The organism is Salmonella sp. SAL4457 (assembly GCF_046548235.1).
GTDB lineage: Bacteria > Pseudomonadota > Gammaproteobacteria > Enterobacterales > Enterobacteriaceae > Salmonella > Salmonella enterica.
In genome coordinates, this window is record NZ_JBGDZO010000002.1 from 144693 (window position 1) to 165847 (window position 21155).

Sequence of the window (21155 nt, forward strand, 5' to 3'; positions counted from 1 at the left end):
TGGGGATTACACATAAAGGAAAATCATGGATACCGTAATAGCATTTTTATCTCTGGCTCTCTTTATTGCTTTTATCGTGGGGTTAATCAAGCCGTCGCTGGTTCGAATGCCGAACCGTAAGCGCTCCAGTGCGGTTTATCTTGGTGGCTGTCTGGCGCTGGGTGTTATTGGCTCAATATTATGGCCGACTGAAAAAAGTCAGCCTGTGGCAAAAGCTGACGTGCAGGAGGTTAAAGCGGAACCGACTACGCCAATCTTTGAGTACGCAGATAAGACCCTCAAAGAATATCGCAATGAGCCAAAAGAAACCCGGCACGATATCGTTAAAGGTTATGTTGGCTTCAAAGGTGTACCGGTAAGCTCTGCTGATGCTTTTTATGCCTGTATGAGTGAGTACACTTTTACGAAAGATGATGCGTTAAAGCTCGGTGATGTGTTGGAATGGTGTTTTAACGACTTTGAGAAGGATCCACAATCCCTAAATAATAAAATCAACCTTGACGCATTTCAGGGTAATTTTAGTGGTTGGGATGGCTCTTATCGCCCGTTAGAGAAGCTGATAAAAGCCAGCATGAATGATGATTCCTCTTATAAGCATGTTTCAACGGTCTACCATCTGATTTTGAATAAAGACCCGCATGCCGTTGTAAAAACAACGTTTCGCGGCACTAATGCTTATGGTGGCGTGGTCAAACAAACCGTAGCAGCACGCGTCAACGTGCGAACGGGTGAGGTCGATTCGATACTGGACAATTAAATAACATAGTGACAAACGCTGCCGGCACCGAAACTTGTTTTCAGTGCTGGCGGCGTTGAACAACTCGCACCGCGAGGCGTTAGTTCTACCTTTCAAAGTTTCTCGATGTGTTATTGGTTACACACCCGTGATGAATGGGACGTTACCTTATCGGATTTTATAGTGGCGTCTTGAGGACACTAAATAAAATTCATTGAGGGCGATAATATGCATCGACTACCGGGCGAAATTCCGCAGCACAAAACTAAAAGCATAAAACTTATGGCTATCGTTCATCGTCTGCAGACGATAATGGTCAATGAGAACCTGACTCCAGCAGAGTTGGTCGGGTGTGCAGAAATAGTCAGGGATAACTATGGCAAACTGGATAATATCAGCAGACCGGCACATTACGCACCGCCACCACGTCGACCATAGCAAACGCCGTCGGCGCTGAAACTCGCTTTCAGTGCTGACGGGGTTGAACAACGAGCTACGCGAGGCGTTAGCCGGTCATAGCGTCGCAAATACTTCCACCGTCTGCTGGTTAAATAATTCGAGGTTTTTGGACATGCAAAATCACCTTTCATCGAAAAAAGACCCGTTTGCCGATTGGGCAAAGAATCTGATTTTAATGGCATTAAATAACGACCTGAGCTCTCGCGAGGTGGAAAGCTACACCGCAAAAATGGTCGAAAAGGCTAATAAAGATGAGCTTTCAGTCGTTATCAAACACCTGTTAAATCACATCAGAATGCGCAAATAAAAGGAACCATATAAATATGTTATCTCTCGTTTATGAAAATCCGTGGACAACGATTTTTCTGCTGATTGTTGCCAGCATGTGCCTCAACAGTGTTATTGGCGCATTGCGCAACAAGTGACCTCAATAAACCTGATTCAAACCGGCACCAAAAATGCCGGTTTTTTTATGCCATTTTTCCGCGAATTTCCCGTTTTTTAGCCATGCATGCAACAGGTGCATGGTTTTGCATGCGTCAGGCCTGCCCGTTCTGGCCGTACGCCACCAGAGCTGGCGCGGATCCAGAGTGGTCATGCAACTGCATTAAAACCGACCCATAAAGCGGGCAGGCGTGGCGGGGAAAGCATTGCGCGCCAGCGGTGGTGCGTAATATTAAAAATTATCGTCTGAGCGCGTCGTGATGGCGCTTTCGTGGTCGCTGTCGGTTCGTTGATGATCGGGTGTGGTTGTGCGCGTGTGGCGCGTCTGAGGCGTGATGGTGGTGGGGTATGAAAAAGCCGCCAATACTGGCGGCTTGAGGGGGAATTATTCCGGGTTATCGAGGGTATACTCTTTGAACCTGATGACCTCCATGCCGAGCCAGTCGTTTACCTCCCTGAATCTGTCCTGTAGCGGCGACAGCTCGTTGCGCACAAATACCTTTGCCACCTTCTCAACGTCACCGAGTGAGCCGATATTCTCGGGCTTGCCGCCCATAAGCTGGAACGGCACGCGGTGAGCGTCCATCAGGTCGGCGGCACTGGCTTTCTTGATATTGAAAAAGTCATCCTTTGTGGCGACCTCGCTCAATGGCACGATTTTTATGCCGTCCGGTTTCCCGTTCGGTGAGTAGAAAAACAGGTTTTTAAAGTTGCCGAGCCCTTTAGAGTTACGCATTGCATCGCGCAGCGATTCGACGTCAGTCGCGCTTTGCGCCGGGTCAGTCACATACATGATGTAACCTGCGTGCGCGCCGTTCTGGTAATACTTGCGGCGGAACAGCGTCGCGGATTCATTCAGCCACGCAGAATTAAGCGCGCTGAGATATTCAGGCAGGCCGTAAATCTCCTGATTAATATCAGGCTCCAGCAGGTGGAACACGGTATCGGGTGCGAACTCATGCGGCTGAGTGAAGTTTTCCACAAACCAGAAAACCGAGTCATCGACCCCGCGCCGGGTGTATTTTGCCGGTGAAGTCAGCAGTTTGATTAACTGGCCGGTGACGCTGTGGCGCTGCTCAAGAAAGGCGTTACCGAATACCAGATAGTCGAGCGCAAAGCGGCTGAAATCCTGACGGGACAGCAGTGGGTGCGGAATGTAGGTGCTCGCGAGCACGTTGCGTTTAACGTAAATCGGTGAGCTGTGATGCACTGCAGAGCGCAGGCTTTTTGCCAGCCCGGAGAAGCTGACCGGCGGCTCGTACCATTTGCCGTTACTGATGCACTCGACGTAATCCAGAATGTCGCGCTTATCGAGTACCGGCACCGGCTCACCGAAGGTGAACGCCTCCATTTTTTGCGGTGCACTGGCGGTCATGGCAACTGCTTTGCGTGGCTTGCGCTTGCTCATGCTGCCACCTCACCCGCTGCAACAGCGAAAGACCAGTCGCAACCAAATAACATGCGATAATCATCGTCGCTGTATTCGTGTTTAATTTCCTCAGGTGCAAAGAGATTGCACCCGCGCTGGCATGCTGCATCCAGTGTGACCGACTGGCGCCAGACGCTATCTGTACAGAATACACTGTCGCCGGTATTGATTAGCGGTGTCGGTCGATGCCTGCGGAACGTGCCGTTCCACACCCGGAAAGCGTCATAATTATCAGAGGGAGAGGTGAACATCGTCAGGCTGTGGCGTTTATGGCAGGCTATAGCCGCTGCGACTTTTGCCGCTCTTAACGGGTTATTGAACCATCCGAACTCATCCAGGTAGACATTACCCGCCAGCGCGGCGCAATGGGATTCCTCGCCGACAAGGCTGATAGTCGCACCGCTGTCAAGCTGTACGCTGTAACCGTTGCTCGCCAGACGGACACCGACGCGTGCTGAAAGATTGTTCATGTACATCAGCGCCACGCGCGCATGCTCAACTGAATGAGCAAACCAGATTTGATTATCGCCCGTTGTCAGCGCATCGAGCAGTGCCTCACGACTAAATAGCAGCGTTGCGCCAATCTGGCGCGATTTAGTAATGCTGCGGTCGATATTGAGTTTTCCGACCCGCAACCATGTTGCCTGATAGTCAAAACTGTCATTGTGCAGAATATCGGCCATTGCCTGAATCTGGCTTTGTGAGAAAACATTATTTTTCATTGGTTAATCTCCAGAATGGATTTAGGCTGCATGCCGCTACCGGCAGAAAGCGGTTCGTTTAACAGGGCGTGCATGGTGGCCCATGCGATATCAGCGTGACTGGCTTCCTCGGTGCGACTGGCCTCATAGGTGGCGCTGCGCCCGCTGCTGGTCATGGTTTTGCGGATGGACATAAACGACTGTGTGACGTCAGTTGCACCGGCGTCGTACTCCAGACAGCCCCGGCGAATCGTGTCTTTCGCCTTGAGCACCATTGCGGTTTTCATTTCTGGTGTGTAACGGATACCGCGAGCCGCCGGGTAGAATGAGCGCACCAACTGGAATACGCCGAGACCGAGGCCGGTCGCGTCAATGCCGATGTATTCGACGTTGTATTTCTCAGTGAGCCTGCGGATGCCTTCTGCCTGCGCGGCAAAGTCCATGCCTTTCCACTGGTGACGCTCCAGCATGCGAAACTTGCCACCCGAAACCACCGGCGGCGCGAGTACGACACATCCGGCACTGTCGCCGGTGTGGGACGGGTCGTAGCCAATCCAGACCGGGCGCGAGCCGAATGGATGGTCGGCGAACGGGGCGAAGTCCTCCCATGTTTCCATCACGTCGACCATGCAGCGCTGCAGCTCTTCGAACGGGAATACCGATGCCTTATCGTCGACAAACTCGCACATAAACAGGTTCTTAAAGTCCTCATCACTGTTTTCGCGTCTGAGCTGGTCGAGGTCGAACAGGGTGCAGCCACCGGCAAGGGCGTCCTCAATAGTGACAATCTGCCGCCACTGGCCATCATCGCAGAGCTGACCACCGGCGAGTGCGCGGTGACTGATGTCGATTTCGATGCGGTCAGCGGCACTGGCGCGCCCCTTGTTGAACAGCTCACCCGACCAGAAGGGGTAAGCCCCGTGCGCCAGCGTTGAGGGCGTCGAAAAGTAGGTTGAGCGCAGGTGCTTCTGCGATGCCATGCCCGAGGCGACTTTGCGCAGTTTCTGAAAATTCGGGATCCAGAATATTTCATCGACATACAGGTCGCCGTTATGGCTCTGCGCGGTGTTGGAATTGGTGCCGAGAAAAATCAGCTTTGCGCCGTTGTTGCCGATGACAATCGGGTCGCCGGTCAGGTCGACGTCAACCAGTCGCGCAAACTGGATGATGTATTCCCGGAACACGTAAGCCTGCGTTTTACTGGCCGACAGAAAAATCTGGTTATGGCCGGTCTTGAGCGCGCGCAGCAGTGCCTCGCGGGAAAAGTAGAACGTCGCGCCAATCTGGCGGGATTTGAGAATATCGCGAATACGGTGCGCCAGTCCTGCCCGGTACCACTGCAACTGGTATTCGAAAGACTGGTCGAAGAAAATTTCTTCCAGCTTTGCGACAGCCTCATCGCTGAAAAAGTTCTTTTTCGGCCTCTTACGCTCCCCCTTGTTACGGTTGGCAACGTTGGGGTTAAGGTCGGCCTCGTTGCCGGTCTGGCTGTAGCGGTTGACGCGCGCCAGTCGCTCAATCTGCCGCCCGAGCAGGTCAATCTCTTTGAAGTCGCCGCCTGACTTTTGCGGCTTGGCGATGAGCTGAATCAGCCTGGCCTCAAGGCTGCTTTCGACGCGGGAAATCGGTGCGATGCCGTCCCAGCCGTCGCGCTGTTTCCAGCTCTGCACGGTCGGGCGCTTGACCTGCAGCATTTCGGCAATCTGTGGCACGGAAAAGCCCTGCCAGTAAAGCAGCGATGCCTGTCGTCGCGGGTCATGCAATAAGGTTGTATCGGTGGAAATGGTCATTGATGCCTCGCCGTAGTGGATTCAGGGCAAGGCTACTTAATGGCCGTCAGTGATTCGCTAAGGTGCTGTTGTGTGGGAGGTTATCCAGTCGTCATTGGTGGTCTGGCGCGTCCTGAGACTGGAAACTGGCGTTGACCCGTAACCCCAACCTCAGGACTCCTGACAATGGCAAAAAAAGTCTCAAAATTCTTTCGCATCGGCGTCGAGGGTGATACCTGCGACGGGCGCATTATCAGCGCCAGCGATATTCAGGAAATGGCCGAAACCTATGACCCGCGCGTCTACGGTTGCCGTATCAACCTTGAACACATTCGCGGCCTTTTGCCCGACGGCATGTTTAAACGTTATGGCGATGTGGTTGAGCTGAAAGCCGAAAAGATTGACGACGATTCTGCGCTGAATGGCAAATGGGCGTTGTTCGCCAGAATCACCCCGACCGATGACCTTATCGCGATGAATAAAGCCGCGCAGAAGGTCTATACCTCTATGGAAATTCAGCCGAATTTTGGTAACAGCGGCAAATGCTATCTTGTCGGCCTTGCGGTCACTGATGACCCTGCGAGCCTCGGTACTGAATACCTCGAATTCTGCCGCAAGGCGAAGCACAACCCGCTGCAGCGCTTTAAGGCCAGTCCTGAAAATGTCTTTTCAGTCGCCACGCTGGCCGAACTGGAATTTGAAGACGTTCCCGACACGGTGCTCAACAGCCTGGCCGACAAGGTGAAAGCCATTTTCAGCCGTAAACAGGTCAGCGACGATGCGCGCCTGAATGATGTGCATGAGGCGGTGACCACCGTCAGCGAACATGTGCAGACCAGCCTCACTGCGCAGGATAAGCGTCTTTCCGATATGGAAACCGCGCTAGCCACCTTTAAACAGGAACTGACCGGCAAGGTTGAAGAAACCAGCCAGGCATTTTCCGCCCTGAAAACCACCCTCGACAAAACCGAAAGTTTCAGCCAGCCGCGACGCACGAAAGCCAGCGGCGGCGGTGGCGATGAGCTGCTGACCGACTGCTGATAAACCGCAGAACAGAAACCGGGCGGCAACCCCGCCCGATGCAGTGACTAACCGATAAATTCAAACAGGAAAGACTATGCGCCCGGAAACCCGTTTTAAGTTTAATGCCTATCTGACCCGCGTCGCTGAGCTGAACGGCATCAGCACTGATGACGTCAGTAAAAAATTCACTGTCGAGCCGTCCGTCACGCAAACGCTGATGAACAAAGTGCAGGAGTCATCCGCGTTTCTGCAGACGATTAATATTCTGCCGGTCGCAGAAATGAAGGGTGAGAAAATCGGCGTCGGTGTGACCGGTACTATCGCCAGCACGACTGATACCTCGGGCGATGATGAGCGTAAGACCGCAGACTTCACCGCGCTTGAATCCAACAAGTACGAGTGCGACCAGATTAACTTTGACTTCCACCTGAAATATAAAACCCTCGACCTGTGGGCGCGTTTTCAGGACTTCCAGCGCCGCATCCGCGACGCCATTGTCAAGCGTCAGGCGCTCGATTTCATCATGGCCGGTTTTAACGGTACCACCCGCGCCGCCACCTCTGACCGTACCCAAAATCCGATGCTGCAGGATGTGGCCGTCGGCTGGCTGCAGAAATACCGCAATGAAGCCCCGACGCGTGTGATGAGCAATATCACCGATGCTGACGGTAAGGTCGTTTCGGCAGTGATTCGCGTCGGTCGAAACGGCGACTATGAGAACCTCGACGCGCTGGTGATGGATGCGACCAATAACCTGATTGACGAGGTTTATCAGGATGACCCGAAACTCGTTGCCATCGTTGGCCGTAAGCTGCTGGCCGACAAATATTTCCCGCTGGTGAACAAGCCGCAGGAAAACAGCGAGGCGCTCGCGGCAGATATCATCATCAGCCAGAAGCGAATCGGCAACCTGCCTGCTGTGCGCGTGCCGTACTTCCCGGCGAATGCCGTACTGGTAACTACTCTGGAAAACCTCTCTATCTATTTCATGGATGAGAGCCACCGCCGCAGCATTGATGAAAACCCGAAAAAAGACCGCGTTGAAAACTACGAGTCGATGAATATCGACTATGTGGTCGAGGCGTATGCCGCCGGGTGCCTGCTGGAAAACATCACCCTGGGCGATTTCACCGCACCTGCAGCACCGGAAAGCGGAGCCTAAACCATGACGAGCCCCGCACAGCGTCACATGATGCGGGTCTCGGCCTCTCAAGCCGCGCAGCGGGAGCAAGCCCCGCTGCGCCATGCAACCGCCTATGAGCAGATGCTGGTTAAGCTGGCCGATGACCGCCGCACGTTAAAAAACATCCGTTCAAACGAGCGTAAAGCCGCGAAAAAGCGCGAGCTGCTGCCGTTCTATGCGCCGTGGGTCGCCGGTGTGCTGGCTGATGGTCGTGGTGCGCAGGATGACATTGTCATGACCGTCATGCTATGGCGTCTTGATGCCGGTGATATCGCTGGCGCGCTGGAAATTGCGCCCTACGCGCTGCAATACGGCCTCACCACTGACCATCGCCGCACGACACCTTACATGCTGGTTGAGGAGGTGGCGCTTGCCGCACTGCGTCTGCGCGATGCCGGTGAATCTGTCGACCTTTCCTGGCTGCAGACCACTATCGACCTGACCGACGGCGCTGACGTTCCCGATATGGTGCGTGCCCGTCTGCATAAGGTGACAGGCCTGACCCTGCGCGATATCGGTCAGAACGCCGAAGCGCTGGCGCAGTTTCAGCGCGCGATGCAGCTCGACCGCAATGCCGGTGTGCGCAAGGAGATTGAGCGGCTGGAACGCGCACTGAAGCCAAAAGCGGAGGCACCACCCCGTAAAACGACTAAACCGCGTACGCGCAAACCTGTCGCCAGACCGGCAGCAAAGCGCGGGCGTCCATCAAAGGCGGTAAAAACCGCCGGTTAACTGAACGCTCCCCGAGCCGGGCGGCACGCCGGTCAAAGCGGGTTTTGACCCTGACGGCGACCGGCGTCCACCGCCCAACCTGATGAGGTTGTCATGACGACAGTGATTCTGAACCAGCCCGACGAACCGCAGGACGTACCGGGCGTGGTGATTCCCGTACCGGAGACGGGCGACGCAGTAATTAAAAACACGTTCTTTTTCCCTGATGTGGATCCGAAGCGTGTGCGCGAGCTGATGCGGCTTGAGCAGACGGTTTCCGATGCGCGCCTGCGCCATGCCATCAGAACTGGCATGGCGGAAACCAATGCGGAGCTTTACGACTACCGGCTGCGCCAGACTGCCGCCGGGTTTAAGCATCTGGCCGACGTGCCTGCTGAGGAAATCGATGGCGAGAATGTGCGTATTTTCCACTATCTGAGCGCCGTAACGGCGATGGCAACCGCCACCCTGTATGAGCGCTATCGCGGTGTTGAAGCCACCGGCAAGGGTGACAAAAAAGCCGACAGCGTCGAAACCACCATTGATGACCTGTGGCGGGATATGCGCTGGTCGGTCGCGCGTCTGCAGGACAAACCGCGCTGCATCGTGGGGCAGCTCTGATGAAGGTCAGGTCGATGCAGGGCGACACCCTCGACGTGATTTGCGCCCGGTATTACGGGCGCACTGAGGGCGTTGTTGAAACGGTGCTGCAGGCTAATCCCGGCCTGTCTGAGCTGGGCGTCATTCTGCCGCATGGCACGGCAATTGACCTGCCCGATGTGCCGTCTTCACCCGTAACTGAAACTATCAATCTTTGGGAGTAAACCATGACAGAAGGGGAAAAAGGCGTCCTGTCACTGTTTGTGATTGGGGCACTGATTGTGGTCGGAAAAGTGCTGGCAGGTGGTGAGCCCATCACCCCGCGCCTGTTTGTCGGGCGCATGCTGCTCGGCGGTTTTGTCTCAATGGTCGCCGGTGTTGTTCTGGTGCAGTTTCCTGATATGTCACTGCCCGCCGTGTGCGGTATTGGATCCATGCTCGGTATTGCCGGTTATCAGGTGGTGGAAATCGCCATTCAGCGCCGCTTTAAGTCACAGAAGGGGAAAGGCGATGCCGGTCATTAATACTCACCAGAATATCGCCGCCTTTCTGGACATGCTGGCGTATTCCGAAGGAACGGCGAACCATCCGCTGACGAAAAACCGTGGCTACGACGTCATTGTTACCGGCCTTGATGGCAGGCCAGAGATTTTCACCGATTACAGCGACCACCCTTTCGCACATGGCCGACCCGCGAAAGTGTTTAATCGCCGTGGCGAGAAATCCACGGCATCGGGGCGTTACCAGCAGCTTTATATGTTCTGGCCGCACTATAAAAAACAGCTCGCATTGCCTGATTTCAGCCCACTGTCGCAGGACAAGCTCGCGATCCAGTTAATCCGGGAGCGCGGTGCTATTGACGATATCCGGGCGGGGCGTATTGAGCGTGCTGTTTCCCGTTGCCGGAATATCTGGGCGTCATTGCCGGGTGCCGGTTACGGCCAGCGCGAGCACAGTCTCGAAAAGCTGGTTACCGTCTGGCGCACGGCTGGCGGGGTGGTGGCATGAAAGTCCTGATAACGCTGTTTGTGCTGGCCGTGCTCGGTCTGATGTGGTTGCGCCATGAGAATGGCAATTTATCCCGCTCCTTTGAGACGGCAAACCGCGTTGCGAGCGAGCAAAAGGCGACGATTGGCATGCTGAAAAATCAGCTCAGTGTCGCTGGCCAGCTCGCCCGACGTAATGAATCCGCGCAGGTGGCACTGCGCGAACAGCTCGCAAAGGCAGGCGCAGAAGCAAACCGCCGCGAGCAGACGATAACGAGGTTACTTGATGAAAATGAAGCCTTTCGCCGCTGGTATAACGCTCCTCTGCCTGATGCTGTGCGCAGGCTGCACACCCGCGCCGCCTGCGCCAGCGCCGGTGATTGTGGTCAGCGGATGCCCGAGGGTGAGCCTTTGCCCGATGCCGGGAAGTGATCCGAAAACTAATGGTGACCTGAGCGCTGATATCCGCCGCCTTGAGGGCGCGCTGACCGCCTGCGCGCTGCAGGTCAAAACCGTCAAACACTGTCAGGATGAACTCGATGCAGAAGCACAAAAGCCTGCGCAAGGCGCTGATTAACGCCGTGCCGCAGCTCCGAAACAACCCCGATATGCTGCGCCTGTTCGCTGATAACGGGCATACGGATTCCCGACTGGAGAGCTCGCTGTCGTTTGAAAAGGTGTACGTGCTTAACGTGGTGGTGACTGACTTTACCGGCGACCTCGATTTGATATTTGTGCCGGTACAGGCATGGCTGCGTGAGCATCAGCCGGACATTATGACCACCGACGACGGGCGGGAGAAAGGATTCACATGGATGATTGATATCAATAACGACGATTCGCTCGATATCAGTATCAGCCTGAGACTCACCGAGCGCACGCTCGTCAAAGAGGTCGACGGCGCATTGCATGTCAGCTATGCCCCTGAGCCACCGCTGCCTGAGCCAGTGACGCGCCCGGTCGAGCTGTACGTTAACGGCGAGCTGGTGAGTAAGTGGGATGAGTGAGTTAACCTCGCTGCAGGAGCGCCTTGCCGGTCTGATTGCCAGCCTGTCACCGGCGGCGCGTCGTCAAATGGCGGCTGACATTGCAAAAAAACTGCGCGCCAGTCAGCAGCAGCGCATCAGGCGACAGCAGGCACCCGACGGCACCCCGTATGCCGCCCGAAAGCGCCAGCCGGTGCGAAGTAAGAAAGGCCGTATCAGGCGCGAAATGTTCGCCAGACTGCGCACTAACCGCTTTATGAAAGCCAAAGGCAGCGACAGTGCGGCGGTGGTGGAATTTACCGGCAAAGTGCAGCGCATGGCGCGGGTGCATCAGTACGGGCTCAAAGACCGGCCAAACCGCAACAGCCGGGAGGTGCAGTACGAGGCGCGCCCGCTACTCGGTTTCACCCGCGACGATGAGCAGATGATTGAAGACGTCATTCTCAGTCACCTCGGCAAATAAATATTGTGTGAGTCATCACCGGAGCCGCGCGAATTGGCGCGGCTCCAGACCAGAGGCATTCTTGCACTATGAATACGTTATCCACGATACAGGAGCTCGCGCGCGCGATTCGCAACCTCATCCGCTCAGGTGTGGTGACTGAGGTCGATACCGCGCAGGGGCTGTGCCGCGTGCAAAGCGGCGGGATCCAGACTGCATGGCTGAACTGGATGACCACCCGCGCCGGTCGTTCGCGGACATGGTGGGCTCCCTCGGTCGGTGAGCAGGTGCTGCTGCTGGCAATTGGTGGCGAGCTTGATACTGCTTTCGTGCTGCCGGGGATTTTCTCCGACGATAACCCTGCCCCGTCAGCCTCGGCGGATGCGTGGCATGTGGTGTTCCCCGACGGCGCTGTTATGGAGTATGAGCCGGAAACCGGTGCGCTGACGGTCAGCGGCATCAAGACTGCCGATGTGACGGCATCGGAGTCCATTACCGCCACCGTGCCGGTGGTACTGGTAAAAGCGGCAGAACGTATCACCCTCGACACCCCGGAGGTGGTATGCACCAACAAACTGACGACGGCGACGCTTGAGGTGAAGAAAGGCGGCGCCATGCGGGGAAACATCGAACATACCGGTGGCACGTTGAAATCAAACGGCGTGCAGGTCGATAACCACGGTCACGGCGGCGTACAACGGGGCGGTAACTGGACGGAGGGCACAAAATGACAGCGCGTTATCTGGGGATGAACCGCAATACCGGCATAGGTATCAGTGACAGTGAGCATATCAGCCAGAGCATGCGCGACATTCTGCTGACGCCGGTCGGCTCGCGGGTAATGCGTCGTGAATATGGCTCGCTCCTGTCTGCGTTGATTGATATGCCGCAAAACCCGGCGCTCAGGCTGCAAATCATGGTGGCGTGCTATTCCGCGATCCAGAAGTGGGAACCACGCATCAGGCTTACCTCCATCAGTTTTGAGACCGGCGACGCTGGCGAGATGTATGTCGATATTACCGGGATGCGTACCGATACCGGTGCGTCAGTTTCAACCACTGTTTCACTGAGTTAAATCACTATGGCAACTGTTGACCTGAGCCTGCTACCTGTACCCGATGTGGTCGAGGAACTGGACTATGAAACTATCCTTGCGGAGCGCATTGCAACGCTGATTTCGCTCTATCCTGAAGACCAGCAGGAAGCCGTCGCCCGGACGCTCGCGCTTGAGTCTGAGCCAATTGTTAAATTGCTGCAGGAAAACGCCTACCGTGAGGTTATCTGGCGTCAGCGTGTCAATGAAGCTGCACGCTCAGTGATGCTGGCTTATGCCATAGACAGTGACCTCGATAATATCGGGGCGAATTTCAGTGTTGAGCGCCTTGTCGTCACGCCTGCTGATGACACCACCATTCCACCCACCCCGGCAGAAATGGAACTCGACGCCGATTATCGTCTGCGTATACAGCAGGCTTTTGAGGGACTGAGCGTGGCGGGGTCTGTCGGGTCGTACCAGTATCATGGCCGTAGTGCTGACGGGCGCGTCGGCGATATTTCAGTTATCAGCCCGTCGCCAGCCTGTGTGACGATTTCCGTGTTGTCACGTGAAAACAACGGCGTCGCATCTGAGGAACTGCTTGCAATTGTGCGCAATGCCCTGAACGCAGAAGATGTCAGGCCGGTCGCTGACCGGGTGACGGTACAGTCAGCCGAAATTGTTAACTACCAGATTAACGCCACGCTTTATCTTTATCCCGGCCCGGAAAGTGAACCCATCAGGGCGGCGGCTGAGGCAAAGCTGAAAGCCTATATCAGCGCGCAGCACCGCCTCGGGCGCGATATCCGTAAATCAGCGATTTATGCCGCCCTGCATGTTGAGGGTGTTCAGCGGGTGGAGCTGGCGGCACCGGTCGCGGATATTGTTCTCGATAACACACAGGCGTCCTTTTGCACTGACTACAGCCTTGTAATCGGGGGCTCTGATGAATGACTCACGATTGCTGCCGGTAGGCTCATCGCCACTGGAGGTTGCCGCCGCAAGGGCATGTGCCGAGATTGAAAGAACGCCGGTCAACATCCGCGCGTTGTGGAACCCTGACACCTGTCCGGAAAATTTGCTGCCGTGGCTGGCGTGGGCGTTTTCTGTCGACCGGTGGGATGAGAACTGGCCGGAGGGAACAAAACGTGCCGTTATCAGTGATGCATATTTCATTCACTGCCACAAGGGGACTATCGGCGCAATCCGTCGGGTAGTGGAGCCACTCGGCTATGTCATCAATGTAACGGAATGGTGGGAAAGCGGCGACCCGCCAGGCACATTCCGGCTTGATATCGGGGTGCTTGAAAGTGGCATTACCGAGGAAATGTATTTCGAAATGGAGCGACTGATTGCGGATGCAAAGCCAGCCAGTCGTCATCTTACTGGCCTGAATATTGTCCAGGACATTCCCGGTTATTTGTATACCGGCGGCGTGTCCTGCGACGGCGATATTATTACGGTTTACCCGGGATAAGTGAGGAATAATGAGCACGAAATTTAAAACCGTTATCACCACTGCCGGAGCCGCTAAGCTTGCTGCAGCCACCATGCCGGGCGGTAAGAAAATAAATCTTAACGTTATGGCTGTTGGTGACGGCGGCGGAAAGCTGCCGGAGCCTGATGCCGGTCAGACGCAGCTTGTTAATGAGGTCTGGCGTCATACTCTGAATAAAATCAGCCAGGACAACCGGTACAGTAATTACATTGTGGCCGAGCTGGTTATTCCGCCGGAGGTGGGCGGCTTCTGGATGCGTGAGCTTGGCCTTTACGACGCTGAAGGGACGCTGATTGCTGTTGCCAATATGGCCGAAAGCTACAAGCCAGAACTGGCCGAGGGCTCAGGGCGTGCGCAGACATGCCGCATGGTCATTATTGTCAGCAGTGTCGAGTCCGTGGAGCTTTCCATTGACTCAACGATGGTGATGGCGACGCAGGATTATGTCGACGACAGGATCGCATGGCATGAAAAATCACGTCGTCATCCTGACGCCACGCTGAAAGAAAAAGGGTTTACTCAGCTCAGTAACGCGACAGACAGCGAGTCTGAAACACTCGCAGCGACGCCGAAAGCCGTCAAGGCAGCATACGACCTTGCTGACGCGAAATATACGGCTCAGGACGCTACCACAACGCGTAAAGGGATTGTACAACTAAGTAGTGTAACCGACAGTAATGATGAAAATCAGGCTGCCACGCCAAAAGCGGTCAAAATTGCGATGGACAACGCCAACGAGCGCCTTGCCAAAGAAAGCAACCTCGCTGACCTGACAAACATCCCGCAAGCCCGTCAGTCCCTCCAGCTTGGCAACAGCGCTACACTCAATGTCGGCACCACACCAGACACTGTAGCCGCAGGTGACGACGCCCGCATTATCACCACCAAAAAAGCCATTGACGACACCCAGATCGGTCTTGGTGCTCAGCCCGTTATGTGGGTAAGCTCCGCCGATGATTTGAGCAGCCTGCCGTCTGGTGCTCGCCGGTTCGCCAGCAATAAAGCTCCGGCAACAATATTGCCGGTAAACGATTATGTTTTCCTTGAGGTGATTGCCAAGCGCGATTGCGTAGACGGTTGCACCGTTCTGATAACAGACTCAATCGGTAACGCCTGGATTGGCGCGCGTTGGGATGCAACCAATGGTTCCGGTTTTACCTGGCTTCCCCTGATGTCGTGTCCGCCCGGCGTTCCCCTTCCGTGGCCGTCTGACACCATCCCTGCCGGTTACGCCCTGATGCAGGGGCAAACATTTGATAAATCTGCTTACCCGTTACTGGCTATAGCATATCCGTCCGGCGTTATTCCGGATCTGCGAGGCTGGATAATCAAAGGCAAGCCCGCGAGCGGGCGCGCTGTGCTCTCTCAGGAGCTGGATGGCAACAAATCGCACAGTCACAGCGCCAGAGCGCAGGATACCGATCTGGGAACGAAAGGTACGTCGTCATTTGATTACGGAACGAAGAGCTCTAATACAACAGGCGGTCATAACCATTCAGCGGGCGGCACATACGGTGGTGATTCAATCGGTGGAAAAGCTCGCGTTCAGCGTGATGGCAATGACCAGTTAACAAGCTGGAATGGCGATCACGCACATACCACATGGATTGGCCCGCATGACCACACTGTATATATCGGCCCACACGGACACGTCGTTATTGTGGACGCAGACGGTAATGCGGAAACCACGGTTAAAAACATTGCATTTAACTACATAGTGAGGCTGGCATAATGGCTTTTAAAATGAGCAGCAAAGCGCAGACAATTAAAATTTTCAATCTGCGTTCAGATACAAATGAATTTATTGGCATAGGTGATGCGTATATTCAGCCGCACACAGGATTACCGGCAAACTGTACGGATATCGCCCCTCCTGATATTCCAGCCAGTCATATTGCTGTATTTGACGCTGAAACCGGAACGTGGAGTCTGCATGAGGACCACCGCGGCGAGACGGTTTACGACACAACAACCGGCAATCAGGTTTATATCTCCGCTCCTGGCCCGCTACCTGAAAACGTCACATCGGTTTCACCAGATGGTGAATACCAGAAATGGGATGGTAAGGCGTGGGTAAAAGACGAAGCGGCTGAAAAAACAGCGCAGCTTCGTCAGGCGGAAGAAACCAAAAGTAGGCTCCTGCAAATGGCATCGGGAAAAATCGCGCCTCTTCAGGATGCGGTTGATCTTGGACTCGCAACAGATGAAGAGAAAAGCCAGCTCGCCGAGTGGAAAAAATACAGGGTACTGGTAAACAGAGTGAATACATCTTCGCCTGACTGGCCGGATATACCAAGCTAAATATTCAGGTGGGTTTATTACCCGCCTTTTCTTTTTCCTGTCGTTGTGCCATCAACCTGACAGCCGGTACAAATAGCCCCCTCTTGTGTACTGACCTGAAAATATACTCACCCCTTAACCACGGAGTTAACCGGATGAGTGATTTTCACCACGGCACGCAGGTCATCGAAATTAATGACGGTACGCGTGTTATTTCCACAGTAGCGACTGCGGTCGTCGGCATGGTTTGTACAGCCAGCGATGCAGATGCCACGCTATTTCCCCTCAATGAACCGGTACTGATTACCAATGTGCAAAGCGCCATTGCGAAAGCCGGTAAAAAAGGCACGCTGGCTGCATCACTGCAGGCCATTGCAGACCAGTCAAAACCCGTCACTGTTGTTGTACGCGTTGAAGATGGAACCGGAGATAACGAGGAAGCTGCGCTCGCACAGACTGTTTCCAACATTATCGGAGGTACGGATGAGAACGGTAAATACACCGGTATCAAGGCTCTCCTGACTGCTCAGGCCGTCACCGGCGTCAAGCCGCGTATTCTTGGGGTGCCGGGGCTGGATACTAAAGAGGTCGCGGTCGCGCTTGCGTCGGCTGCCATTAAGTTACGTGCATTTGTTTACGTCAGCGCGTGGGGATGTAAGACTATTTCCGAAGCGATGGAATATCGTAAAAATTTCAGCCAGCGCGAGCTGATGGTTATCTGGCCTGATTTCCTCGCGTGGGACACCGTCAAAAATACCACCGCAACGGCTTACGCCACTGCGCGTGCACTCGGCCTGCGTGCTTACATCGATCAGACTGTCGGCTGGCACAAAACCCTGTCTAACGTTGGTGTACAGGGCGTTACCGGCATCAGCGCCTCAGTGTTCTGGGATTTGCAGGCATCCGGCACCGATGCTGACCTGCTCAACGAGGCCGGGGTTACAACGCTGGTACGCAAGGACGGTTTCCGCTTCTGGGGTAACCGCACCTGCTCGGATGACCCGCTTTTTCTGTTTGAGAACTACACCCGCACCGCACAGGTACTGGCCGACACGATGGCGGAGGCGCACATGTGGGCGATCGACAAGCCCATTACCGCCACGCTCATTCGGGACATTGTTGACGGCATTAACGCCAAATTCCGCGAGCTGAAATCAAACGGCTACATCGTGGAGGGTAAATGCTGGTTCGATGAGGAATCGAACGACAAGGAAACCCTCAAGGCCGGGAAACTGTATATCGACTACGACTATACACCGGTTCCGCCACTGGAAAGCCTGACCCTGCGCCAGCGTATCACCGATAAATATCTGGTGAATCTGGCCGAATCGGTCAACAGCTAAGGAGCCTGAAATAACATGGCACTACCCCGTAAACTCAAATATCTGAATATGTTCAATGACGGCCTCAGCTACATGGGTGTTGTTGAATCCGTGACACTGCCGAAACTGACCCGCAAGCTCGAAAACTATCGCGGCGGCGGTATGAATGGCGCGGCAGCGATTGACCTCGGCCTCGACGATGATGCGCTCACCGTCGAATGGTCTGTCGGTGGCCTGCCTGATGTGGCGCTGTGGGCGCAGTACGCCGCCCCGGGTGCTGATGCTGTGCCGCTGCGTTTTGCCGGTTCTTACCAGCGCGACGATACCGGCGAAATCGTGGCGGTCGAGGTGGTCATGCGTGGCCGTCATAAAGAAATCGACGGTGGCGAGAATAAGCAGGGTGAAAACACCTCGACCAAACTGTCGACTGTCTGCACCTACTACCGCCTCACGATTGATGGTAGCGACGTCATCGAAATCGACACCGTCAACATGGTCGAGAAGGTGAACGGCGTCGACCGTCTGGAACAGCACCGTCGCGCAATCGGGCTGTAATTCCCTGACCGGTCAGCACTGCTGGCCGGTTATTAATCCCATTCAGAACAGAGAAAAACATCATGGCAAAAGCACCACGTAAAACCGCTGAATTTATTGATACGGCTGGCAATGAAATTGACACCGTAAACCCGAACGTCGTGACCCTGGACAAACCGATTAAGCGCGCCGGTCAGACGATTGATAAAGTCACCCTGATTGAGCCGAACGCCGGTACCCTGCGCGGCGTCAGTCTGGCGGCGGTGGCGCAGTCCGAAGTCGACGCCCTGATTAAGGTGCTGCCCCGCATGACCTACCCCGCGCTCACCGCGCAGGAGCTTACCGCGATGAACCTGCCCGATATGTTGTCGCTGGCCGCTAAGGTGATTGGTTTTTTGTCACCGGCTTCGGCGGAATAGACTTCCCGCCAGACCTGTCGACTGATGACCTGATGGCGGATATCGCAGTGATATTCCACTGGCCGCCATCAGAACTCTGTTCCCTGAGCCTGAGCGAGCTCATCACATGGCGCGAAAAGGCGCTGCAGCGTAGCGGAAACCACAATGAGTAATAACCTGAGGCTTGAGGTATTGCTGAAAGCGGTCGACCAGGCGACCCGACCGCTTAAATCCATCCAGACCGCGAGTAAAACCCTGTCGGGTGATATTCGCACCACACAAAAAGGGCTGCGTGACCTGAACGGTCAGGCATCGAAAATCGACGGCTTTCGTAAGGCAAGCGCGCAACTGGCCGTAACTGGTCAGGCGCTTGACAAGGCGAAGCGCGAAGCCGGTGAGCTGGCCGTGCAGTTTAAAAACACCACCAGTCCGACCCGTGCGCAGGCGCAGGCACTCGAAGCGGCAAAGCGTGCCGCCTCTGAGCTGAAGATGAAATATAACAGCCTGAGAACATCGGTACAGCGCCAGCGCTCCGAGCTGATGCAGGCCGGTATCAATACCCGCACCCTGTCTGCCGATGAACGTCGACTCAAAACCTCCATCAGCGAAACGACGGCGCAGCTTAACCGACAGCGTGAGGCACTGGCGCGCATCAGTGCGCAGCAGGCGAAATTAAGCCGGGTGAAAGAACGATATAAATCAGGTAAAGAGCTTGCCGGTAACATGGCTGCTGCAGGTGCTGCCGGGGTCGGTATTGCGACGGCGGGAACGATGGCCGGGGTTAAATTACTGATGCCCGGTTATGACTTTGCACAGAAAAATTCCGAGCTGCAGGCTGTGCTCGGGGTAGAAAAGCAGTCGCCAGAAATGCAGGCGCTACGTAAACAGGCTCGCCAGCTCGGCGACAATACTGCAGCCTCTGCAGATGACGCAGCGAGCGCGCAAATCATCATTGCGAAAAGCGGCGGTGACGCTGCTGCCATTCAGGCGGCGACGCCAGTCACGCTGAATATGGCGCTGTCAAACCGGCGATCAATGGAGGAAAACGCTGCGCTGCTGACCGGGATGAAATCAGCGTTTCAACTTTCAAACGACAAGATTGCTCACATTGGCGACGTTCTCTCGATGACGATGAACAAAACCGCCGCCGATTTTGACGGACTGAGCGACGCGCTGACCTATGCCGCGCCAGTGGCGAAAAATGCCGGGGTGAGCATCGAGCAAACCGCCGCAATGGTCGGTGCACTGCACGACGCCAAAATCACCGGGTCAATGGCGGGTACGGGTAGCCGCGCCATTCTCAGCCGCCTGCAGGCTCCCACCGGAAAAGCGTTTGAGGCCATTAAGGAACTCGGCGTCAAAACGTCAGACAGCAAGGGGAACACGCGCCCGATATTCTCCATCCTGAAAGAAATGCAGCGCAGCTTTGAGAAAAACAACCTCGGGACAAGCCAGCGCGGCGAGTACATGAAAACCATTTTCGGCGAGGAGGCCAGCTCGGCGGCGGCGGTACTGATGGAAGCAGCCTCAAGCGGAAAACTTGACCGGCTCACTGCCGCGTTTAAAGCCTCGGACGGTAAAACCGAGGAACTGGTTAAGGTTATGCAGGATAACCTCGGCGGCGACTTTAAAGAGTTCCAGTCGGCTTATGAGGCCGTCGGTACCGACCTTTTTGACCAGCAAGAGGACTCGCTGCGTAAACTCACCCAAACCGCCACACAATACGTGTTAAAGCTCGACGGCTGGATCCAGAAAAACAAAGGTCTGGCGACAACTATCGGCATTATTGCCGGGGGCGCACTTGCTCTGATTGGCATCATCGGCGGTATTGGTCTCGTTGCATGGCCGGTTGTCATGGGGATTAATGCCATTATCGCCGCGGCTGGCGTGCTGGGTACGGCCTTTACCGTCGCCGGTAGTGCCATTGTGACAGCGCTCGGTGCGATTACCTGGCCGATAGTGGCCGTCGGTGCGGCGATTGTGGCCGGGGCGCTACTTATCCGTAAATATTGGGAGCCCATCAGCGCATTTTTCTCGGGGGTCATTGAGGGCATCATGAGTGCTTTTGCTCCGGTCGGGGAAATGTTTGCACCACTGGCACCCATTTTTGACGGACTCGGTGAGAAGCTGCGCGGAGTCTGGCAATGGTTTAAAGACCTGATTGCACCGGTCAAAGCTACGCAGGAGACGCTCGATAGCTGTAAAAATGCTGGCGTTATTTTCGGTCAGGCGTTGGCCTCAGCGCTGATGGCACCGCTGAACGTTTTCAACAAGCTACGCAGTGGTGTCGACTGGCTTCTCGAAAAGCTCGGCATCATCAACAAAGAATCGGACAGCCTCGACCAGACCGCGGCCAGAACCAACGCCGCCACGCAGGGGAATTCCTACATCCCGGCAACCAGCACATATGGCGGCTATCAGGCTTATCAACCCGTTACCGCACCGGCGGGGCGCTCTTACATTGACCAGAGCAAAAGCGAATACAACATCACTCTGCCGGGTGGTGTTGCGCCGGGGCATCAGCTTGACCGCCAGTTACGCGACACGCTCGAACAGATTGAACGTGATAAACGTGCGCGCCAGCGTGCAAGTATGACCCACGATTTCTGAGGAAGGAT

The 21155-nt window shown here is 55.2% G+C and carries 27 protein-coding genes and 2 pseudogenes; 26 read left to right on the forward strand and 3 right to left on the reverse strand.

The features are described from left to right. The first annotated feature begins 25 nt into the window (after positions 1–25). From ACLJNW_RS08245 to ACLJNW_RS08255, 3 genes are all read left to right on the forward strand, one after another. A complete protein-coding gene (locus ACLJNW_RS08245; RefSeq protein WP_001728608.1) occupies positions 26–757 on the forward strand; it encodes a hypothetical protein in 732 nt (243 codons plus the stop codon). A gap of 207 nt (positions 758–964) precedes the next feature. Next, positions 965–1174: a hypothetical protein gene (locus ACLJNW_RS08250; protein WP_001749801.1), complete on the forward strand. Its 210-nt coding sequence runs from the start codon at positions 965–967 to the stop codon at positions 1172–1174. A gap of 133 nt (positions 1175–1307) precedes the next feature. Continuing rightward, on the forward strand, positions 1308–1502 hold the full coding sequence (locus tag ACLJNW_RS08255; RefSeq protein WP_001749800.1) for a hypothetical protein: 195 nt from the start codon (positions 1308–1310) through the stop codon (positions 1500–1502). Positions 1503–2024: 522 nt separating this feature from the next. On the opposite strand, the gene ACLJNW_RS08260 is transcribed toward ACLJNW_RS08255, so the two are convergent. The 3 genes from ACLJNW_RS08260 to ACLJNW_RS08270 are packed head-to-tail and all read right to left on the reverse strand — an operon-like array spanning position 2025 to position 5559. Then, on the reverse strand, positions 2025–3047 hold the full coding sequence (locus ACLJNW_RS08260; RefSeq protein ID WP_015973893.1) for a phage portal protein: 1023 nt from the start codon (positions 3045–3047) through the stop codon (positions 2025–2027). Next, entirely contained in the window at positions 3044–3790 is a 747-nt protein-coding gene (locus ACLJNW_RS08265) for a terminase large subunit domain-containing protein (protein WP_023135429.1), read from the reverse strand. Before ACLJNW_RS08265 ends, ACLJNW_RS08260 begins: the two co-directional genes overlap by 4 nt. Beyond that, complete coding sequence (locus ACLJNW_RS08270) at positions 3787–5559, reverse strand: terminase ATPase subunit family protein (protein ID WP_023135430.1); 1773 nt, start codon at positions 5557–5559, stop codon at positions 3787–3789. Before ACLJNW_RS08270 ends, ACLJNW_RS08265 begins: the two co-directional genes overlap by 4 nt. Before the next feature lie 165 nt (positions 5560–5724). On the opposite strand from ACLJNW_RS08270, the gene ACLJNW_RS08275 reads away from it, so the two are divergent. The 23 genes and pseudogenes from ACLJNW_RS08275 to ACLJNW_RS08385 all read left to right on the forward strand — a co-directional run bounded on the left by ACLJNW_RS08275 (position 5725) and on the right by ACLJNW_RS08385 (position 21147). Further along, on the forward strand, positions 5725–6579 hold the full coding sequence (locus ACLJNW_RS08275; RefSeq protein WP_001085932.1) for a GPO family capsid scaffolding protein: 855 nt from the start codon (positions 5725–5727) through the stop codon (positions 6577–6579). A gap of 76 nt (positions 6580–6655) precedes the next feature. Next, positions 6656–7723, forward strand: coding sequence for a phage major capsid protein, P2 family (locus ACLJNW_RS08280; protein WP_065680855.1), 1068 nt, complete (start codon positions 6656–6658; stop codon positions 7721–7723). Positions 7724–7726: 3 nt separating this feature from the next. After that, positions 7727–8476, forward strand: coding sequence for a terminase endonuclease subunit (locus ACLJNW_RS08285; RefSeq protein WP_065680856.1), 750 nt, complete (start codon positions 7727–7729; stop codon positions 8474–8476). Positions 8477–8569: 93 nt separating this feature from the next. Continuing rightward, positions 8570–9076 (forward strand): head completion/stabilization protein, encoded by a 507-nt coding sequence (locus ACLJNW_RS08290; RefSeq protein ID WP_000214255.1) that lies wholly within the window; start codon positions 8570–8572, stop codon positions 9074–9076. Further along, a complete protein-coding gene (locus ACLJNW_RS08295) occupies positions 9076–9279 on the forward strand; it encodes a tail protein X (protein ID WP_000868400.1) in 204 nt (67 codons plus the stop codon). The genes ACLJNW_RS08290 and ACLJNW_RS08295 overlap by 1 nt, the downstream gene beginning before the upstream one ends. A 3-nt stretch (positions 9280–9282) precedes the next feature. After that, positions 9283–9579 (forward strand): phage holin family protein, encoded by a 297-nt coding sequence (locus ACLJNW_RS08300; protein WP_024157130.1) that lies wholly within the window; start codon positions 9283–9285, stop codon positions 9577–9579. After that, the gene (locus tag ACLJNW_RS08305; RefSeq protein ID WP_001144116.1) at positions 9566–10063 is read left to right on the forward strand and encodes a glycoside hydrolase family 104 protein; all 498 of its coding nucleotides are present in this window, start codon (positions 9566–9568) and stop codon (positions 10061–10063) included. The genes ACLJNW_RS08300 and ACLJNW_RS08305 overlap by 14 nt, the downstream gene beginning before the upstream one ends. Then, positions 10060–10473 (forward strand): Rz-like lysis system protein LysB, encoded by a 414-nt coding sequence (gene lysB, locus ACLJNW_RS08310; protein ID WP_000866102.1) that lies wholly within the window; start codon positions 10060–10062, stop codon positions 10471–10473. Before ACLJNW_RS08305 ends, lysB begins: the two co-directional genes overlap by 4 nt. Then, positions 10373–10618: an Rz1-like lysis system protein LysC gene (gene lysC, locus ACLJNW_RS08315; RefSeq protein ID WP_229025472.1), complete on the forward strand. Its 246-nt coding sequence runs from the start codon at positions 10373–10375 to the stop codon at positions 10616–10618. Before lysB ends, lysC begins: the two co-directional genes overlap by 101 nt. After that, positions 10581–11048 (forward strand): phage tail protein, encoded by a 468-nt coding sequence (locus ACLJNW_RS08320; protein WP_001169074.1) that lies wholly within the window; start codon positions 10581–10583, stop codon positions 11046–11048. The genes lysC and ACLJNW_RS08320 overlap by 38 nt, the downstream gene beginning before the upstream one ends. Further along, complete coding sequence (locus ACLJNW_RS08325; protein WP_001293162.1) at positions 11041–11490, forward strand: phage virion morphogenesis protein; 450 nt, start codon at positions 11041–11043, stop codon at positions 11488–11490. The genes ACLJNW_RS08320 and ACLJNW_RS08325 overlap by 8 nt, the downstream gene beginning before the upstream one ends. 68 nt (positions 11491–11558) lie before the next feature. After that, entirely contained in the window at positions 11559–12200 is a 642-nt protein-coding gene (locus ACLJNW_RS08330) for a phage baseplate assembly protein V (RefSeq protein ID WP_065680857.1), read from the forward strand. Then, positions 12197–12544, forward strand: a complete 348-nt coding sequence (locus ACLJNW_RS08335) for a GPW/gp25 family protein (RefSeq protein ID WP_065680858.1) — start codon at positions 12197–12199, stop codon at positions 12542–12544. Before ACLJNW_RS08330 ends, ACLJNW_RS08335 begins: the two co-directional genes overlap by 4 nt. 6 nt (positions 12545–12550) lie before the next feature. Then, on the forward strand, positions 12551–13459 hold the full coding sequence (locus tag ACLJNW_RS08340; protein WP_065680859.1) for a baseplate assembly protein: 909 nt from the start codon (positions 12551–12553) through the stop codon (positions 13457–13459). After that, entirely contained in the window at positions 13452–13982 is a 531-nt protein-coding gene (locus ACLJNW_RS08345) for a phage tail protein I (RefSeq protein ID WP_023185411.1), read from the forward strand. Before ACLJNW_RS08340 ends, ACLJNW_RS08345 begins: the two co-directional genes overlap by 8 nt. Positions 13983–13992: 10 nt before the next feature. Further along, positions 13993–14385: pseudogene (locus tag ACLJNW_RS08350) on the forward strand (phage tail protein); the annotation flags it as partial. A gap of 108 nt (positions 14386–14493) precedes the next feature. Then, a pseudogene (locus ACLJNW_RS08355) lies at positions 14494–15735 on the forward strand (phage tail protein); the annotation flags it as partial. Next, positions 15735–16304, forward strand: coding sequence for a tail fiber assembly protein (locus ACLJNW_RS08360; RefSeq protein ID WP_024157125.1), 570 nt, complete (start codon positions 15735–15737; stop codon positions 16302–16304). The pseudogene ACLJNW_RS08355 and the gene ACLJNW_RS08360, both read left to right, overlap by 1 nt. A gap of 134 nt (positions 16305–16438) precedes the next feature. Then, positions 16439–17626 (forward strand): phage tail sheath protein, encoded by a 1188-nt coding sequence (locus ACLJNW_RS08365; RefSeq protein ID WP_065680861.1) that lies wholly within the window; start codon positions 16439–16441, stop codon positions 17624–17626. Between the two features lie 15 nt (positions 17627–17641). Beyond that, positions 17642–18160 carry a phage major tail tube protein gene (locus ACLJNW_RS08370; RefSeq protein WP_001207675.1) on the forward strand — a complete coding sequence of 173 codons (519 nt, stop codon included), beginning with the start codon at positions 17642–17644 and terminating at the stop codon, positions 18158–18160. A gap of 62 nt (positions 18161–18222) precedes the next feature. Further along, a complete protein-coding gene (locus tag ACLJNW_RS08375) occupies positions 18223–18558 on the forward strand; it encodes a phage tail assembly protein (RefSeq protein WP_001029726.1) in 336 nt (111 codons plus the stop codon). Positions 18559–18572: 14 nt separating this feature from the next. After that, positions 18573–18710, forward strand: a complete 138-nt coding sequence (locus tag ACLJNW_RS08380; protein WP_322741397.1) for a GpE family phage tail protein — start codon at positions 18573–18575, stop codon at positions 18708–18710. Further along, the gene (locus ACLJNW_RS08385; protein WP_065680862.1) at positions 18703–21147 is read left to right on the forward strand and encodes a phage tail tape measure protein; all 2445 of its coding nucleotides are present in this window, start codon (positions 18703–18705) and stop codon (positions 21145–21147) included. The genes ACLJNW_RS08380 and ACLJNW_RS08385 overlap by 8 nt, the downstream gene beginning before the upstream one ends. Positions 21148–21155 lie beyond the last annotated feature (8 nt).

Coding starts and splice junctions, on each gene's coding strand:
- ACLJNW_RS08245 (WP_001728608.1), top strand. CDS start 26: ATGGATACCGTAATAGCATTTTTATCTCTGGCTCTCTTTATTGCTTTT.
- ACLJNW_RS08250 (WP_001749801.1), top strand. CDS start 965: ATGCATCGACTACCGGGCGAAATTCCGCAGCACAAAACTAAAAGCATA.
- ACLJNW_RS08255 (WP_001749800.1), top strand. CDS start 1,308: ATGCAAAATCACCTTTCATCGAAAAAAGACCCGTTTGCCGATTGGGCA.
- ACLJNW_RS08260 (WP_015973893.1), bottom strand. CDS start 3,047: ATGAGCAAGCGCAAGCCACGCAAAGCAGTTGCCATGACCGCCAGTGCA.
- ACLJNW_RS08265 (WP_023135429.1), bottom strand. CDS start 3,790: ATGAAAAATAATGTTTTCTCACAAAGCCAGATTCAGGCAATGGCCGAT.
- ACLJNW_RS08270 (WP_023135430.1), bottom strand. CDS start 5,559: ATGACCATTTCCACCGATACAACCTTATTGCATGACCCGCGACGACAG.
- ACLJNW_RS08275 (WP_001085932.1), top strand. CDS start 5,725: ATGGCAAAAAAAGTCTCAAAATTCTTTCGCATCGGCGTCGAGGGTGAT.
- ACLJNW_RS08280 (WP_065680855.1), top strand. CDS start 6,656: ATGCGCCCGGAAACCCGTTTTAAGTTTAATGCCTATCTGACCCGCGTC.
- ACLJNW_RS08285 (WP_065680856.1), top strand. CDS start 7,727: ATGACGAGCCCCGCACAGCGTCACATGATGCGGGTCTCGGCCTCTCAA.
- ACLJNW_RS08290 (WP_000214255.1), top strand. CDS start 8,570: ATGACGACAGTGATTCTGAACCAGCCCGACGAACCGCAGGACGTACCG.
- ACLJNW_RS08295 (WP_000868400.1), top strand. CDS start 9,076: ATGAAGGTCAGGTCGATGCAGGGCGACACCCTCGACGTGATTTGCGCC.
- ACLJNW_RS08300 (WP_024157130.1), top strand. CDS start 9,283: ATGACAGAAGGGGAAAAAGGCGTCCTGTCACTGTTTGTGATTGGGGCA.
- ACLJNW_RS08305 (WP_001144116.1), top strand. CDS start 9,566: ATGCCGGTCATTAATACTCACCAGAATATCGCCGCCTTTCTGGACATG.
- lysB (WP_000866102.1), top strand. CDS start 10,060: ATGAAAGTCCTGATAACGCTGTTTGTGCTGGCCGTGCTCGGTCTGATG.
- lysC (WP_229025472.1), top strand. CDS start 10,373: ATGCTGTGCGCAGGCTGCACACCCGCGCCGCCTGCGCCAGCGCCGGTG.
- ACLJNW_RS08320 (WP_001169074.1), top strand. CDS start 10,581: ATGCAGAAGCACAAAAGCCTGCGCAAGGCGCTGATTAACGCCGTGCCG.
- ACLJNW_RS08325 (WP_001293162.1), top strand. CDS start 11,041: ATGAGTGAGTTAACCTCGCTGCAGGAGCGCCTTGCCGGTCTGATTGCC.
- ACLJNW_RS08330 (WP_065680857.1), top strand. CDS start 11,559: ATGAATACGTTATCCACGATACAGGAGCTCGCGCGCGCGATTCGCAAC.
- ACLJNW_RS08335 (WP_065680858.1), top strand. CDS start 12,197: ATGACAGCGCGTTATCTGGGGATGAACCGCAATACCGGCATAGGTATC.
- ACLJNW_RS08340 (WP_065680859.1), top strand. CDS start 12,551: ATGGCAACTGTTGACCTGAGCCTGCTACCTGTACCCGATGTGGTCGAG.
- ACLJNW_RS08345 (WP_023185411.1), top strand. CDS start 13,452: ATGAATGACTCACGATTGCTGCCGGTAGGCTCATCGCCACTGGAGGTT.
- ACLJNW_RS08360 (WP_024157125.1), top strand. CDS start 15,735: ATGGCTTTTAAAATGAGCAGCAAAGCGCAGACAATTAAAATTTTCAAT.
- ACLJNW_RS08365 (WP_065680861.1), top strand. CDS start 16,439: ATGAGTGATTTTCACCACGGCACGCAGGTCATCGAAATTAATGACGGT.
- ACLJNW_RS08370 (WP_001207675.1), top strand. CDS start 17,642: ATGGCACTACCCCGTAAACTCAAATATCTGAATATGTTCAATGACGGC.
- ACLJNW_RS08375 (WP_001029726.1), top strand. CDS start 18,223: ATGGCAAAAGCACCACGTAAAACCGCTGAATTTATTGATACGGCTGGC.
- ACLJNW_RS08385 (WP_065680862.1), top strand. CDS start 18,703: ATGAGTAATAACCTGAGGCTTGAGGTATTGCTGAAAGCGGTCGACCAG.